Source organism: Sphingobium sp., from assembly GCF_033795625.1.
Taxonomy (GTDB): Bacteria; Pseudomonadota; Alphaproteobacteria; order Sphingomonadales; family Sphingomonadaceae; genus Sphingobium.
In genome coordinates, this window is record NZ_JARYGI010000001.1 from 67201 (window position 1) to 80982 (window position 13782).

The window sequence follows — 13782 nt, forward strand, 5'->3', positions numbered from 1 at the left end:
GGCCGCGCGCAAGCAATTACCGCCGGAGTTGCTTGGCCAGGCTCTGAGCCGCGCGGACATAGGCGGGGCTGCCGCACACCGTCCATGCTTCGGGCAAGCGAAGGCGCGCCATCGCCTTCAAGGCCGGATGATGGAGCATCTCCGTGCCTTTATCCGGCACCGTGTCCGTCGCCGTTTCGACAATCAGATAATCGGGCCGGGCGACGACCATTTCCTCCAGCGTCAGACGCGAGAGGACGGGCTTGCCAAGCACCGCTGCCAGATTGCGTAGTCCGACGCGCTGCATCATGTCGTCGACCAGCGTACCGGTGCCCGTCATATAACCGCGCCGCTGATAATAAGCGGCGACCGGATGCCGCGTGGGCCTCGGAATGGCGGCCAGTTCTGCATTCATGCGAGCGATCAACGTTTCGCCGCGCCCAGGATGACCGACAGCCGCGGCGACTTGACGCACCTGCGTCACGATCTCCGAATAGCTGGTTGCGTCAGCCAGTGAAAGCTGCCGGAAATTGCCCTTTGCCTGGGGCGGGATCTGGTAATAGGGGCTGGAAATGACGAGATCCGGCTTCAACGCCAGCAAGGTTTCCGCGCTGCCCTTTGCGACCGGCCAGGCTTTCGCCCGCGCTGCCTCTGCTGACATTGCTGTGTCGCGCGCCAATGGCGTTAGCGCCACCACCTGGCTCCGGTCGGCCAGAGCCAGCAGCAACTGGTCCGCACATAGGTTCAGCGACATGATATGCTTCGGCGGCGGAAGCGCGGCCGGAGGCGCGGAGGCCGTGAGGATCATCAGGGGCAGGATCAGGAGCAGGCGCTTCATGGCCCTTCCATGGCGTCAAGCCGACTGGCGGACAAGAGGCGTTTGATGAGACGTCCGCTTCTCCTTACAGCGCTGGCATCGGTCTGCCTGATGGCGGCCACCCTTTCGCTCATGATCGGCACGGCTTCCCTGCCGCCCGCCCGCCTCCTTGCGACGCTGGCTGGCGCAGACGATCCGGTCGCACGCATCATCCTGTTCGAGTTGCGCTTGCCCCGCGCCATCCTTGGGTTGAGCGTGGGTGCGATGCTCGGAGCAGCCGGAGCCGCATTGCAGGGCTATCTCCGCAACCCGCTCGCCGAACCTTCGGTGCTCGGCGCATCCAGCGCGGCGGCGCTTGGAGCCGTCATCGCCTTGTATTTCGGACTGGCTGCCATACACCCGGCACTGCTTCCTGCCTGCGCGATCGCTGCAACCCTGATTGGGCTTTGTGCGCTGGTCCTTTTCGCCGGGCGGAGCGAAAGCCCGCTCACGCTCATCCTCGCCGGCATTGCGATCTCTACGCTGGCGGGCGCGGGCATCAGCCTTGCTCTCAATCTTTCGCCCAATCCCTTCGCGGCGATGGAGATCACCAGTTGGCTGCTGGGCTCGCTGGAGGATCGCTCTTTCGATCATGTCCGCATCGCTCTCCCCTGCATCGTAGTGGGCCTGGCCCTGCTTCTGTGGAATAGCCGCGCCCTCGACGCGCTGACCTTGGGCGAAGATGCCGCCCGATCCTTAGGTGTCGATCTCCATGGCTTGCGTGCCCGGCTGCTGCTCGGCGTCGCCATCGGAGTGGGCGGAGCCGTAGCCGTCTCCGGAGCCATCGGCTTCGTCGGGCTGATCGTGCCGCACCTGATTCGCCCGCTGACGGACCGAACGCCGGGCGCCGTGTTGCTGCCCTCGGCTCTTGGAGGCGCAGCGCTGTTGATGCTGGCGGATGTTGCCGTGCGCCTGATCCCGGCGAGCAGCGAACTGCGCCTTGGCGTTGTCACGGCGTTCCTTGGCGTGCCCGTATTCCTTCTGCATCTGCTGCGGGAGAGGCGGCTGTGGTGACTATCACGATCCAGAGCCTGAACGTGAGCATCGGCAGGCGTCCGGTTCTCCACGGCATCGACGCCATGCTGACGGCTGGCACTCTTGTTGGCGTGATCGGCCCAAATGGGGCTGGGAAATCCACACTGGTCCGCGCAATTCTGGGTCTCACGTCGATTGCGGGGGGCTACGTGCTGGTGGATGGCACGGACGTCAGGCAGATTCCGCGAACAGACATTGCCCGCCGCATCGCCTATCTGCCGCAGGGCCAGACATTGCACTGGCCGCTCTCGGTCGAGCGGCTGGTTGCCTTGGGCCGCCTGCCTCACCTTGCGCCTTTCTCGCGGATCGGAGCGTCGGATCAGGCGGCGATTGATCGCGCCCTCACGCTCGCCGATGTCCAGCACCTGCGCGAACGCAACGCTACGCACCTGTCCGGCGGCGAACGCGCGCGCGCGCTTCTGGCGCGTGCGCTGGCCGTGGAGGCACCGGCCCTGATAGTCGACGAGCCGCTGGGCTCGCTGGACCCCGGGCACCAGATGGAAGTGATGGAGCTTCTCCGGCGGCAGGCGGACGGCGGCGCGCTCGTCATTGCCGTTTTGCACGACCTGTCGATGGCGGCCCGGTTCTGCGACCGGGTAATGCTGCTGAACGAAGGCAGGGTCGTGGCGGACGGAGCACCGGACGATGTCCTGACCGAAAGCAGCATCGCATCGGTGTATCGCATGAAGGTTTGGGCGGGCGACATCGAAGGCCAGCGCGTCATACTGCCCTTGCCGTCCGCATCCGGCCCGCTTTACGAAAGGCTGCCGCCGGATTAGCCGTCGAATATCTGCTACATGCGGGGGAAGTCATGACGCGTCCATCCCACTCCCCCACCAAAATCTTTGCTGCGGTAACTATCGCCTTCATGCTGTTCGCCATTCTCGTGGCGCTTGGGACCTGGCAGGTCGAGCGCCGGAACTGGAAACATGCGCTCATCCGGCAAGTAGAGGCGCGTATTCATGCGCCGCCCGTTCCCGTCCCCGGTCCCGCCGCATGGGCGGGCATCACGGCAGAGAAGGACGCCTATCGCCGGGTCGTTGTGCGCGGCAGATATGTGAACGATCGTGAAACCTATGTCCGCGCCACTACCGTACGGGGGAGCGGATACTGGGTTATGACGCCGTTGCGGACCGACGAAGGCTATATCGTCCTGATCAACCGAGGTTTCGTCCCGCCCGCGATGCGAAAGGCCCACAGCACTGTTACCACGCCCACCACCGTTATCGGGCTACTACGCATCACGGAACCCAAAGGCGGTTTTCTGCGCGGGAACGATGCTGCCGCCGACCGATGGCATTCCCGCGATGTCACCGCCATTGCCGGAGCAAGGAGCCTGTCGAACGTTGCGCCTTACTTCATTGATGCCCAAGCCGAGCCGATGGGAAAAGACACACCTGTCGGCGGTCTGACCGTTGTGACGTTCTCCGACAATCATCTCGTCTACGCCCTGACCTGGTACAGCCTTTCGCTGATCGTGCTGGGCGGAACGGTCGTGTTGATACGCCGAGATTCGCGTGCCCGGCAAAGGACGTCTGGGAAGGACTAATCCGCAGCGTTGCCTGCCGCTTCAGGCGCGGCTGATTCGGACGCATTGGCCGTGGTGTCGCCGGACCGAGCCGGCTTGCCGGCACCGCCATTGGCCTTGCCGCCGATCTTCAACGTATCCGGCCCGGCTTCCGGCCAGGTCATCCGGCACTCGCGCACCCACACGTCATAGATTGGATGCTCGACCACATTGCGCTCCGGTCGCTGTTTGAACAGCCAGCCGGAGAATACGCGCCGCCACTTGCCGTCGCCAGCGCTTCGTACGTCCAGTTGCACGAATGCTCCGGTTTCGGGCGTATTTTCCCAAGGCGCAGTCTGCTCGCAGGCGCGCAGGCGCACTACGGCGTCGCCCACGCGCAAGGCCTTGCCCGGCTTCATCACCAGATCGCGGGTCTGGCCATTGCGTTTGTTCAGCAAGCCGATCACCGCCACCCGATCCGCCATCGGCGTGCCGGGTAGCGCTTCGGCGCCACCGGGCGCTACGATCGTAGAACCCTGCGAGGGCAATTTCTCGGTCGCCTTCTTATCAGGCGCAGTCCCGATGTCGCACGCTGCCAGTGAGAGGAGCGCCATGCCGCCCATCACAGCCTTCGTCATAGTGCGTTTCATCCATCGGGCCCTTTGCGGCAGCGTCGCGTGACGGGCGATATAGGCGGGGAGCGCGCGCGCTGGCAAGCCGAGCCGCTACGCCATCACCTCGTCCAGGAAATCCGCCATAGCCTTGAAGCTGCGCCGGTCCGCGTCGGGCTGATAGGCAAGGCCCCCTTCAGGCATGTTTGCCGAGGGGTCCGTAAACCCGTGCCCCGTGCCGCCATAGGCATGGATCTGCCAGTCGCACCCGGCCTCCGTCAGTTCGCGGCCGAGACCCACCATCGCGTCGGGCGGCGCAAGGGGATCGTCCCAGCCATGGCATATGAGCAGCTTCGCCGATATCGCGGCATTGGGAAAGGGTGGGGCATCGTAGACACCATGGAAGCTAATGCCACCAAGAATATCCGCCCCGGCCCGCGCCAGGTCGAGAACGCATTTCCCCCCGAAGCAGTATCCGATTGCAGCCACATTCGCGCCATCTACGGCGGGCAAGTCGCGCAACACCTCCAGAGAACGCAGGAGCCGCGCTTTCATCAGCATTCGGTCCTCGTTCAACTCCGTCATATAGCGCGCCCTGTCCGCGTCCGCCCGGCTGGTCCGCTTTCCCTGCCCGTAGACATCGGCGACAAGCACCGAGTAACCGAGCGCCGCCACCTTTTCCGCCATCAGGAAATCGGCTTCCTTTGTTCCCAGTACATTGGGGAACAGCAGCACGCCCGGCGCCGCGCCTGCCGCATCATCGACCACTGCCATGGCTTCGAACGTGCCGCCGGGCCCTTCATGAACTATCGTGCGGCGTGTGATTGTCATGGGCGGTCTCCTTCTCTCGGCGACGCATTGCATGGCCCGATTTTGCCGCTATGGAAAGCCCGTCCGATCACCCAAGGGAGACCGCAATGCCCAGCCTAGTCCTCATCCGCCACGGCCAGTCCTCCTGGAACTTGGAAAACCGCTTCACCGGCTGGTGGGATGTGGACGTAACCGAAAAGGGCGTGAACGAGGCGCGTGCGGCGGGGCAGTTGATGAAGGCGAAGGGCCTGGATTTCGACACCTGCTTCACCTCGCTACAGAAGCGCGCGATCAAGACGCTCAATCTGGCACTGGAGGAAATGGATCGCCTGTGGCTTCCGGTCGAGAAGGACTGGCGCCTCAACGAGCGCCATTACGGCGGCCTCACCGGGCTCGACAAGGCAGAGACTGCCGCCAAGCACGGCGATGAGCAGGTCCATATCTGGCGCCGCGCCTTCGACATTTCGCCGCCGCCGATGGAGGCCGGGAGCGAGTTCGATCTTTCGCAGGACCGCCGTTATGCCGGGATCGCGATCCCGCAGACCGAATCGCTCAAAGACACCATCGGCCGGGTGCTGCCTTATTGGGAAAGCCGGATCGTGCCGGAACTGAAAGCGGGCAAGCGTGTGCTGATCTCCGCTCATGGCAATTCCCTCCGCGCGCTGGTCAAGCATCTCTCGGGCATTTCGAATGATGAGATTACCAGCCTCGAAATTCCGACCGGCCAACCCATCGTCTATGAACTGGACGATACTCTTGTCGCCACCGACCGCTATTACCTCTCCGAGCGGTAAGCCGATTGCGATAAGCGTGCGTCCCGGTTAATGGGCTGTGCTTCCGGGGCGACAGCCTCTTAGGGGAGCGATCATGGCGGATCAGGTTCAGGTCGGCATCATCATGGGCAGCCGGTCCGATTGGGAAACGATGCGCCATGCCGCAGAGACGCTGACCGCGCTCGGCATCGCGCATGAATGCAAGGTCGTTTCCGCGCATCGCACGCCTGACCGCCTCTATGACTATGCCAAATCGGCGGCAGGTCGCGGCCTGAAGACGATCATTGCGGGCGCTGGCGGTGCGGCGCATTTGCCGGGCATGGCGGCTGCCATGACGCGTCTGCCCGTGCTCGGCGTTCCTGTGGAATCGAAGGCCTTGTCCGGCATGGACAGCCTGCTCTCCATCGTCCAGATGCCCGCAGGCATTCCGGTCGGCACGCTCGCCATCGGCAAGGCTGGGGCGACCAATGCTGCGCTGCTTGCCGCGGCCATGCTGGCGACGACCGACGACGCGCTCGCCAGCCGGTTGGATCAATGGCGCGAGAAGCAGACTGCCTCCGTCGCCGAAACCCCGGCGGACGACCTATGACGGCGATCCCGCCGGGGTCCACCATCGGCATATTGGGCGGCGGCCAGTTGGGCCGGATGATCGCGATGGCGGCTGCCCAGCTCGGCTATCGCACGCACATCTACGCGCCCGAAGCCAGCGGCCCTGCCGCGGACGTATCTCCGCGCTGGACGCAGGCCCCCTATACGGACGCCGAAGCGCTCGCCCGCTTTGCCGACAGCGTAGAGGTCGTCACGTATGAATTCGAGAACATCGACACTGTCGCCGTCGACGTCCTGAGCGCAAATGGCCTCGTCCGACCCGGCGTAGCGGCACTCCGCATCGCGCAGGACCGCCTCGCTGAAAAGCGCTTCGTCAACGATCTGGGTGGCGTTACCGCACCCTTCGTGCCCGTCGACAGCCTCGACGAACTAGACGCGGCAATCGAGGAGATCGGCTGTCCCGCGATATTGAAGACGAATCGCATGGGCTATGATGGCAAGGGGCAGGCGCGCATCCAGGTGCCCGGCGACAGCGTGGGAGCATGGAACGCCATAGGCCGTGCGCCTGCCATCCTCGAAGGCTTCGTGACGTTCGATCAGGAATTTTCCGTCCTCGCGGCGCGCGGAGCCAGTGGCGAGATCCGCTTCTGGGACTCCCCCGCCAACGTCCATGTCGACGGTATTCTCGCGACCTCCACCGTGCCCGCTGGCGGCATCATCGCTGCGCAGACCGACCAAGCCCGCGCTCTTACGCGCGAGTTGCTCGACACTTTGGATTATGTCGGCGTGCTCGCGGTCGAGTTCTTCGCATCACCCGATGGGCCGGTCTTCAACGAGATGGCGCCTCGCGTTCATAATAGCGGCCATTGGACGATCGAAGGCGCGCTTGCCAGCCAGTTCGAAAATCACGTCCGCGCGATATGCGGACTACCACTGGGCGACACTGCGCTTGCTGCGGCCCAAGTCGAAATGCGCAACCTGATCGGCCATGAAGCCGCCGAATGGCCCGCCATTCTCGCCGACCCTTCCAATCACCTGCATCTTTATGGCAAGGGAGAGGCTCGTCCGGGCCGCAAGATGGGGCATGTGACTCGGTTGACGATATAACAACATATATGTGGGACAGGAGCGAGACCATGCCGACGACCCACCCTGAAATAGTCCTTATCCTCGCCCGCGCCGATAATGGCGTCATCGGCCGCGATGGATCGCTTCCCTGGCATCTGCCTGCCGACCTGCGCCGCTTCAAGATGCTGACGCAGGGCCGACCGATGATTATGGGCCGCAAGACCTTCGACAGCCTGCCCGGACTGCTCGACGGGCGGCGACACATCGTGCTGACGAGGGATGCCGAATGGCGCGACGATGGTGCGGAAGTCGCGCCTGATGTGGACGCAGCCATCCGCCTCGCGAATGCGCCGGCGATTTCGGTGATCGGCGGGGCGGAGATCTACCGCCTGTTCCTGCCTGTGGCGGACAGGATCGAACTAACCGAAGTGCACCTAGACGCCGAGGGCGATGCGGTGATTGACCGTCCCGATCCGGCGACATGGCAGGAAGCCGGGCGCGAAGAGCATCCCGCCGAGAATGGTCGCCCCGCCTATAGCTTCGTAACGCTGCGGCGAGTCTGATCCAGCGCGCCGACAACTCGCAATTGCCTCCGCCTTCTCGCGCCCCTATAGCCCGCCTCATGCAGCGGCTGGGAAGCGGCGGGGCAGTGCCTGCGGAAATTCGCGGGGCAATTGTCGCGCTGGGCAATTTTGACGGATTTCATCTGGGCCATCAGGCCGTGGTGGGCCGCGCCGTCGATTGGGCGCGTGCCGAAGGTCGCCCGGTCATCGTCGCCACCTTCGATCCTCATCCGATGCGTCTGTTCCGCCCTGATGCACCGCCATTCCGCCTCACCAGCCTGGACCAGCGCGAGCACCTGTTCGCGAGGGCAGGGGCGGACGCCATGCTCGTCTTTCAGTTCGACGAAGCGCTGGCCGCCCTTACTCCGGAAGAGTTCGTGGCCGAGATGCTGCACAAGCGCATCGGTCCGGCCGGTGTCGTGACCGGCGAGGACTTCACGTTCGCAAAGGACAAGGCGGGCACCACCGCGCGCCTCGCCGAAATCGGCGCGCCGCTCGATATCGCGACGCAGGTGGTTGGCGCGGTATCCACGCCTGAAGGCCAGCCTGTCTCGTCCAGTCGCATCCGTGCTGCGCTCCAGGCCGGAGATTGCCCCACGGCAACGCGGCTTCTCACGCGCCCTTTTGCCATCGAGGGCATCGTTCAGCACGGCGACAAGGTCGGCCGCACGATCGGATACCCGACGGCCAACATCGACATGGGCAAATATCTGCGCCCGGCTTATGGCATCTATGCCGTACGCGGGCTGCTTCCCGACGGCCGGGTGCTGGACGGAGCGGCCAATCTCGGCATCCGTCCTACCTTTGACCCGCCCAAGGAATTGCTGGAGCCCTATTTCCTCGATTTCTCCGAAAGCCTTTACGACCAGTGCATCGAAGTGCAGCTGATCGAACGCCTCCGCCCCGAAGCGAAGTTCGATGGCCTGGATGCTCTGGTTGCGCAGATGGACCAGGATATCGCCCGCGCACGGCAAATCCTTGCGGCAACGCCCCACGTGGCCTAAGCACCCCGCACGTTTTTCTCACCCGTTCGGGCTGAGCTTGTCGAAGCCTTCCACTGAGCGAAGCGAAGGTGCTTCACTTCGTTCAGCAGTGCCCTTCGACTACGCTCAGGGCGAACGGATTAGTTGATTGACCGGATTAACATGACCGACCAGCCCGTACCCGACTATAAAGCCACCGTCTTCCTGCCGCAGACCGACTTTCCGATGAAGGCGGGCCTTGCGCAGAAGGAGCCCGCCATCGCCGCGCGCTGGGCGGAGATGAACCTGTACGGCAAGCTGCGCGAGAAGCGGGCAGGGCGTGAGCGCTTCATCCTGCATGACGGCCCGCCCTATGCCAATGGCGACATCCACATGGGTCATGCGATGAACAAGGTGCTGAAGGACATCATCGTCCGCAGCCAGTCGCTGCTCGGCAAGGACGCGCCCTATGTGCCCGGCTGGGATTGCCACGGCCTCCCCATCGAATGGAAGATCGAGGAGGAATATCGCAAGAAGAAGCTGAACAAGGACGAGGTCCCCCCCCAGGAATTCCGCGCCGAGTGCCGCGCCTATGCCGACAAATGGGTCGAGGTGCAGAAAGAGCAGTTCAAGCGTCTTGGCGTCATGGGCGACTGGGACGATCCCTACCTCACCATGAAGTTCGAGGCCGAAGCCACCATCGTCGGCGAAATCCTGAAGTTCGCGGAAAGCGGCCAGCTCTATCGCGGCGCAAAGCCGGTAATGTGGTCGCCGGTCGAGAAGACGGCTTTGGCGGAGGCTGAAGTTGAGTATGAGGACGTCGTTTCGACCCAGATCGACGTGGGTTTCGAGATTGTCGATGCGCCGAACGCGCCGGAGCTGGTCGGCGCATATGCGGTGATCTGGACGACGACGCCCTGGACGATTCCTGTGAACCAGGCTTTGGCTTATGGGCAAGAGATTGAGTATGTTCTGCTCACCCCGAGCCACGATCGGGAATTGACGGATGCGTCCTTCGAAAACGCAGAAGCTCTTCAAAACAAACAGTTGCTGATAGCCAAGCAACTAATTCCGGCAGTGAAAGCTCGCTTGGGGTTCACAAGCTATTTCGAGAATTCGACACTCAGAGGCTCCCAACTCGCCGGAGCTACCGCACGCCACCCGATGCACAAGCTGGGCGGCTTCTTTGCCAAGCCGCGCCCGTTCCTGCCCGCAGAGCATGTCACGACCGACGCGGGCACCGGCCTCGTCCACATGGCGCCCGACCATGGCGAAGAGGATTTCCTCGTCTGCAAGGCGCATGGCATCGATCCCGTCTTCGCGGTGACTGCGGAAGGCAAGTATCGCGACGATTGGCTCTGGCTGGGCGGCCAGGGCTCCGTCATCAACATGAAGTTCGTCAGCAAGGACGGGCCGATCTGCACCGACTTGCGCGAGGCCGGGGCGCTGCTCGCCGCGTCCGACGACTTCAGGCACAGCTATCCGCATAGCTGGCGGTCGAAGGCGCGCATCATCTACCGCTGCACCCCGCAATGGTTCATCCCCATGGACCGGCCGACTCCCGCGACCACGACGGAAGCAGGCAACAGCCCTACTCTCCGCGAAGTCGCGCTGGACGCCATCGAGCATACGCGCTGGGTGCCGGAGCGCTCCACCAACCGCATCCGCTCGATGGTCGAAGGGCGGCCCGACTGGGTGATTTCCCGCCAACGCGCCTGGGGCGTGCCGATCGCGCTCTACGTCCACCGGCAGAGCGGCGAATATCTGAACGACCCCGCCGTCAACGCCCGCATCGTCGCAGCCTTCCGGAATGGCGGCGCGGATGCCTGGTTCGGCGCGGATCATGCAAGCCTGCTCGGCCCGGATTACAACCTCGCCGACTATGAAGTTGTGAACGACATCCTCGACGTATGGTTCGACAGCGGCTCGACGCACAGCTTCGTTGTGGAGGCCCGCTACGGCAAAGGCACGCGCGCCGACCTTTATCTTGAAGGCTCCGACCAGCATCGCGGCTGGTTCCAGTCCTCGCTCCTGGAATCCAGCGGCACCCGCGGCTGCGCTCCGTACAAGGCAGTCCTGACCCACGGCTTCGCGCTGGACGGGCAGGGCCGCAAGATGTCGAAAAGCCTGGGCAACGTCGTCGACCCCCTCAAGATCATGAGCGAAAGCGGCGCGGATATCCTGCGCGTCTGGGTCGCTTCGACGGACTATTTCGATGACGTGAAGATCGGCAAGGAAGTGCTCGCCGGCTCCGGCGACGCTTATCGCAAGCTGCGCAACACCTTCCGCTACCTGCTCGGCGCGCTGTCCGATTTCAGCGAGGACGAGCGCGTCCCCGTCACCGCGATGCCGGAACTGGAGCGCTATTTGCTCCACCGCCTCGCCACGCTGGACGCCGAACTGCGCTCCGTCGTCGACAAAAAAGCCGAGAGTGAAAACTGGCTCGAATTCAGCCGCTATACGCGCGCGCTGATGGACTTCGCCAATATCGACCTGTCCGCCTTCTTCTTCGATATCCGCAAGGACTGCCTCTATTGCGACGCGCCCACGGACCCGAAGCGCCAGGCCTATCGCACCGTGCTCGACACGCTGTTCCACGCGCTCGTCCGCTACGCCGCGCCGATCATTCCCTTTACGGCGGAAGAAGTGTGGCAGAGCCGCTACCCCGATCCCCAAGGCAGCGTCCACTTCCTCGAATGGCCGCAGGTCGATGCCGCGTGGCGCGATGACGCCCTCGGTGAACGCTGGGCCGCGATCCGTTCATCGCGCGATCAGGTGAACGAAGCCATTGAGCCGCTGCGCCGCGAGAAGATCGTCCGCTCCAGCCTGGAAGCGGAAGTCGCTATGAGCGCGGTGCCGGAAGCGGAGGGAATCGACTTTGCGGAAATCTGCATCGTTGCCAAAGTGGACATGGGGGCAGGGCAGGACGCCATCGCCGTGCAGCCATCCGACTGGCACAAATGCGGTCGCTGCTGGCGTCTGCTTCCCGAGGTGGCTGATGACGGCGCGCTCTGTGACCGATGCGATGCGGTGCTGAACGCATGACCCGCAGCTATCGCCCGCTCGGGCTCATCGTCGCGGCGATCATCGTGATCCTGGATCAGCTCGTGAAATATGTCGTCACCGTGCCGCTTGCCCTGAAGTCGCGAGCAGACCTCGGTATAGAACTCCTGCCCATCTTCCGCCTGCGCTGGCTGGAGAATCGCGGCGTTTCGATGGGGTTCTTTCATGCAGACACGGAAACCGCGCGCTGGGTGCTGGTCGGCTTCACCGCGCTGATCGCGGCCTTCGTAGCGGTCTGGATGTGGCGGGAGAAGGCGCGCGACGATGTGCTGGCGCTGGGCCTGGTGCTGGGCGGCGCGATCGGCAACATCATCGACCGCAGCCGCCTTGGCTATGTCATTGACTATGCCGACCTGCATATCGGCGAGTGGAGGCCTTTCCTCATTTTCAACCTCGCCGACGCGGCGATCACCATTGGGGTGCTGATCCTGCTTGCGCGGGCGTTGCTGCTGCGCGAGAAGGACGCAAAGACGGAGTCATGATGATAATGCGTAAAGTTCTTCTCGCCTGCGGCCTGCTTGCCAGCGTTTCCGTGCTGTCGGCCTGTGGGTCCACCGGCCTGTTCAACCGCGAGCGGCCTGATGAATTCGCCGTGTCGCGTCAGGCGCCGCTGGTGATCCCGCCCGACTTCGCGCTCGTGCCGCCCGCTCCCGGCGCAGCGCCCGCCGCGACCGCAGATTCCTCGCGTCAGGCGATGGAAGCGATGTTCGGTGGACCCTCCGCCCGCAGTTCGGCAGAAACCGGCGCGCTGGGCGCTGCCGGACGCAACGCCGCCGATCCGGGCATTCGCTCCTCGGTCGCCGATCCGGATACCAATGTGGTGGACAAGGGCGCGACCACGCGCGACATCATCGCCGCTCCGGAAGGCGACGGCCAGAACGCTCGCGCCGCTACGCCGAACTGAAAACAGAGAAGGCCCGGCTGATTGGCCGGGCCTTCGATCTTACCTGGAATGTACCGGGCCGGAGTAGCGGTCGCCATTCGCGCCGCTACTCCGGCTCCAGCTTAGTTGCTTGGCGCGAGACGGCTGTTCAGAACCCAGCCGACATTGTCATTCTCATCGGCCACTTCCCACCACAAGCCTTCCTTCTTGCCGGTCGGATAGACGATCGTGCCAGCCGGAAGCGTGCGAATAGCCGCGCCACCGGCGGCAGGGGTCCTGCGCATGGCGACCGGACCCTGAGCCGTGAAGGTCTTGGTGGGTGAGGCCTCCGCCGTTCCCACTGCGCCGGGCTGCACGAGGCCGAGTTCGTTGACCATCTTCGTGTAAGCCTGAATGAAGGCGAGCGTGACGATGCGGCCGATATCGGTATTGTCGTAGCCGCCGCCTACTGCCGCAGCAGCGCCACCGCCAAAGAAGCTGCCCCCACCGACGCCGAACGAAATGCTGTTCTTGGCGGCGTAGCCATCGACCACCGAAACGGTCTCCGTCGTACGGACATTGGTCAGCGACAGGACGGTGTTCGCTTCCATCTTCTTGCTGCCGATGCCGCCGGCAAGGGCGCCCAGCGCCCGACCGCCGATCAGACCGCCGATCCCACCAGCAACGCCGCCGCCGCCCGAATTACGGTTCGACGCCTGCACTTCGGCGATCAACACATAGTCGGCGGCCTTGATCTGGCCCTGTCCCACGTTGGAGCGGCGCTGCAGGCCAAGGTCGCCACCGATGTCGCGCTCGCGCTGGGCGGCGCTCAAACCCGAACCGCGGTCGACCAGATTGAAGCAGCCTGACCGCTGCACCAAAACCTTGATGAGCTTCTGCGGGCCGGTCAGCTGGAACTGCGTCCAGCCCGATGGATCATCGCCGTCCATGACCGAAACGGTGCCAAGCTTGCGCGAACAGCGCGGCACGTCCTGCACGGCCTGCTCCTGCAAGCGCTGCGTGCCGGACGGCTTTGCCTGGCGCGGCGCGCCATAGGCCGGTGCCGTCATTGTCGCGGCTGCCGCCAACAGCGCCGTAATCTTCCGAATACTCATCTCATCCCCCCAAAATTACCGGTTCGCGC

General features: G+C 64.0%; 15 protein-coding genes. 11 read left to right on the top strand and 4 right to left on the bottom strand.

The window, feature by feature from the left end:
- Positions 1-16: 16 nt before the first annotated feature.
- Positions 17-817: an ABC transporter substrate-binding protein gene (locus QHC67_RS00385; RefSeq protein WP_319289754.1), complete on the bottom strand. Its 801-nt coding sequence runs from the start codon at positions 815-817 to the stop codon at positions 17-19.
- A 45-nt stretch (positions 818-862) separates the two neighbouring features.
- Between QHC67_RS00385 and QHC67_RS00390 the strand changes: the two genes are divergently transcribed.
- Genes QHC67_RS00390 through QHC67_RS00400 form a run of 3 tightly spaced genes read left to right on the top strand, consistent with a single transcriptional unit; the run spans position 863 to position 3419 of the window.
- Entirely contained in the window at positions 863-1849 is a 987-nt protein-coding gene (locus QHC67_RS00390) for an iron ABC transporter permease (RefSeq protein WP_319289756.1), read from the top strand.
- Positions 1843-2649 (top strand): ABC transporter ATP-binding protein, encoded by an 807-nt coding sequence (locus QHC67_RS00395; RefSeq protein ID WP_319289758.1) that lies wholly within the window; start codon positions 1843-1845, stop codon positions 2647-2649. Before QHC67_RS00390 ends, QHC67_RS00395 begins: the two co-directional genes overlap by 7 nt.
- A gap of 32 nt (positions 2650-2681) precedes the next feature.
- Positions 2682-3419, top strand: coding sequence for an SURF1 family protein (locus QHC67_RS00400; protein WP_319289760.1), 738 nt, complete (start codon positions 2682-2684; stop codon positions 3417-3419).
- Here the strand turns inward: QHC67_RS00400 and QHC67_RS00405 are convergent.
- On the bottom strand, positions 3416-4015 hold the full coding sequence (locus QHC67_RS00405; protein ID WP_413818459.1) for a DUF2155 domain-containing protein: 600 nt from the start codon (positions 4013-4015) through the stop codon (positions 3416-3418). The genes QHC67_RS00400 and QHC67_RS00405 overlap by 4 nt on opposite strands.
- Before the next feature lie 87 nt (positions 4016-4102).
- Positions 4103-4819 (bottom strand): dienelactone hydrolase family protein, encoded by a 717-nt coding sequence (locus tag QHC67_RS00410; protein WP_319289762.1) that lies wholly within the window; start codon positions 4817-4819, stop codon positions 4103-4105.
- Positions 4820-4905: 86 nt separating this feature from the next.
- On the opposite strand from QHC67_RS00410, the gene gpmA reads away from it, so the two are divergent.
- The 8 genes from gpmA to QHC67_RS00450 all read left to right on the top strand — a co-directional run bounded on the left by gpmA (position 4906) and on the right by QHC67_RS00450 (position 12680).
- Positions 4906-5592 (top strand): 2,3-diphosphoglycerate-dependent phosphoglycerate mutase, encoded by a 687-nt coding sequence (gpmA, locus tag QHC67_RS00415; protein WP_319289764.1) that lies wholly within the window; start codon positions 4906-4908, stop codon positions 5590-5592.
- A gap of 73 nt (positions 5593-5665) precedes the next feature.
- Positions 5666-6160 carry a 5-(carboxyamino)imidazole ribonucleotide mutase gene (purE, locus tag QHC67_RS00420; RefSeq protein WP_319289766.1) on the top strand — a complete coding sequence of 165 codons (495 nt, stop codon included), beginning with the start codon at positions 5666-5668 and terminating at the stop codon, positions 6158-6160.
- Entirely contained in the window at positions 6157-7227 is a 1071-nt protein-coding gene (locus QHC67_RS00425) for a 5-(carboxyamino)imidazole ribonucleotide synthase (RefSeq protein WP_319289768.1), read from the top strand. The genes purE and QHC67_RS00425 overlap by 4 nt, the downstream gene beginning before the upstream one ends.
- Before the next feature lie 29 nt (positions 7228-7256).
- Positions 7257-7751, top strand: a complete 495-nt coding sequence (locus tag QHC67_RS00430; RefSeq protein WP_319289770.1) for a dihydrofolate reductase — start codon at positions 7257-7259, stop codon at positions 7749-7751.
- 59 nt (positions 7752-7810) lie between these two features.
- The gene (locus tag QHC67_RS00435; RefSeq protein WP_319289772.1) at positions 7811-8755 is read left to right on the top strand and encodes a bifunctional riboflavin kinase/FAD synthetase; all 945 of its coding nucleotides are present in this window, start codon (positions 7811-7813) and stop codon (positions 8753-8755) included.
- 141 nt (positions 8756-8896) lie between these two features.
- Complete coding sequence (ileS, locus tag QHC67_RS00440; RefSeq protein ID WP_319289774.1) at positions 8897-11758, top strand: isoleucine--tRNA ligase; 2862 nt, start codon at positions 8897-8899, stop codon at positions 11756-11758.
- Positions 11755-12258, top strand: a complete 504-nt coding sequence (gene lspA / locus QHC67_RS00445; RefSeq protein ID WP_319289776.1) for a signal peptidase II — start codon at positions 11755-11757, stop codon at positions 12256-12258. Before ileS ends, lspA begins: the two co-directional genes overlap by 4 nt.
- A gap of 5 nt (positions 12259-12263) precedes the next feature.
- Positions 12264-12680 (top strand): DUF3035 domain-containing protein, encoded by a 417-nt coding sequence (locus tag QHC67_RS00450; RefSeq protein ID WP_319289778.1) that lies wholly within the window; start codon positions 12264-12266, stop codon positions 12678-12680.
- A 101-nt stretch (positions 12681-12781) separates the two neighbouring features.
- Here QHC67_RS00450 and QHC67_RS00455 read toward each other — a convergent pair whose 3' ends face one another.
- Positions 12782-13753 carry a CsgG/HfaB family protein gene (locus QHC67_RS00455; protein WP_319289780.1) on the bottom strand — a complete coding sequence of 324 codons (972 nt, stop codon included), beginning with the start codon at positions 13751-13753 and terminating at the stop codon, positions 12782-12784.
- Positions 13754-13782 lie beyond the last annotated feature (29 nt).

What these genes read in the sequence shown, in the direction of transcription:
- QHC67_RS00385 (WP_319289754.1), bottom strand. Translation starts at nt 817, where the DNA reads ATGAAGCGCCTGCTCCTGATCCTGCCCCTGATGATCCTCACGGCCTCC.
- QHC67_RS00390 (WP_319289756.1), top strand. Translation starts at nt 863, where the DNA reads ATGAGACGTCCGCTTCTCCTTACAGCGCTGGCATCGGTCTGCCTGATG.
- QHC67_RS00400 (WP_319289760.1), top strand. Translation starts at nt 2,682, where the DNA reads ATGACGCGTCCATCCCACTCCCCCACCAAAATCTTTGCTGCGGTAACT.
- QHC67_RS00405 (WP_413818459.1), bottom strand. Translation starts at nt 4,015, where the DNA reads ATGACGAAGGCTGTGATGGGCGGCATGGCGCTCCTCTCACTGGCAGCG.
- QHC67_RS00410 (WP_319289762.1), bottom strand. Translation starts at nt 4,819, where the DNA reads ATGACAATCACACGCCGCACGATAGTTCATGAAGGGCCCGGCGGCACG.
- gpmA (WP_319289764.1), top strand. Translation starts at nt 4,906, where the DNA reads ATGCCCAGCCTAGTCCTCATCCGCCACGGCCAGTCCTCCTGGAACTTG.
- purE (WP_319289766.1), top strand. Translation starts at nt 5,666, where the DNA reads ATGGCGGATCAGGTTCAGGTCGGCATCATCATGGGCAGCCGGTCCGAT.
- QHC67_RS00425 (WP_319289768.1), top strand. Translation starts at nt 6,157, where the DNA reads ATGACGGCGATCCCGCCGGGGTCCACCATCGGCATATTGGGCGGCGGC.
- QHC67_RS00430 (WP_319289770.1), top strand. Translation starts at nt 7,257, where the DNA reads ATGCCGACGACCCACCCTGAAATAGTCCTTATCCTCGCCCGCGCCGAT.
- QHC67_RS00435 (WP_319289772.1), top strand. Translation starts at nt 7,811, where the DNA reads ATGCAGCGGCTGGGAAGCGGCGGGGCAGTGCCTGCGGAAATTCGCGGG.
- ileS (WP_319289774.1), top strand. Translation starts at nt 8,897, where the DNA reads ATGACCGACCAGCCCGTACCCGACTATAAAGCCACCGTCTTCCTGCCG.
- lspA (WP_319289776.1), top strand. Translation starts at nt 11,755, where the DNA reads ATGACCCGCAGCTATCGCCCGCTCGGGCTCATCGTCGCGGCGATCATC.
- QHC67_RS00450 (WP_319289778.1), top strand. Translation starts at nt 12,264, where the DNA reads ATGCGTAAAGTTCTTCTCGCCTGCGGCCTGCTTGCCAGCGTTTCCGTG.
- QHC67_RS00455 (WP_319289780.1), bottom strand. Translation starts at nt 13,753, where the DNA reads ATGAGTATTCGGAAGATTACGGCGCTGTTGGCGGCAGCCGCGACAATG.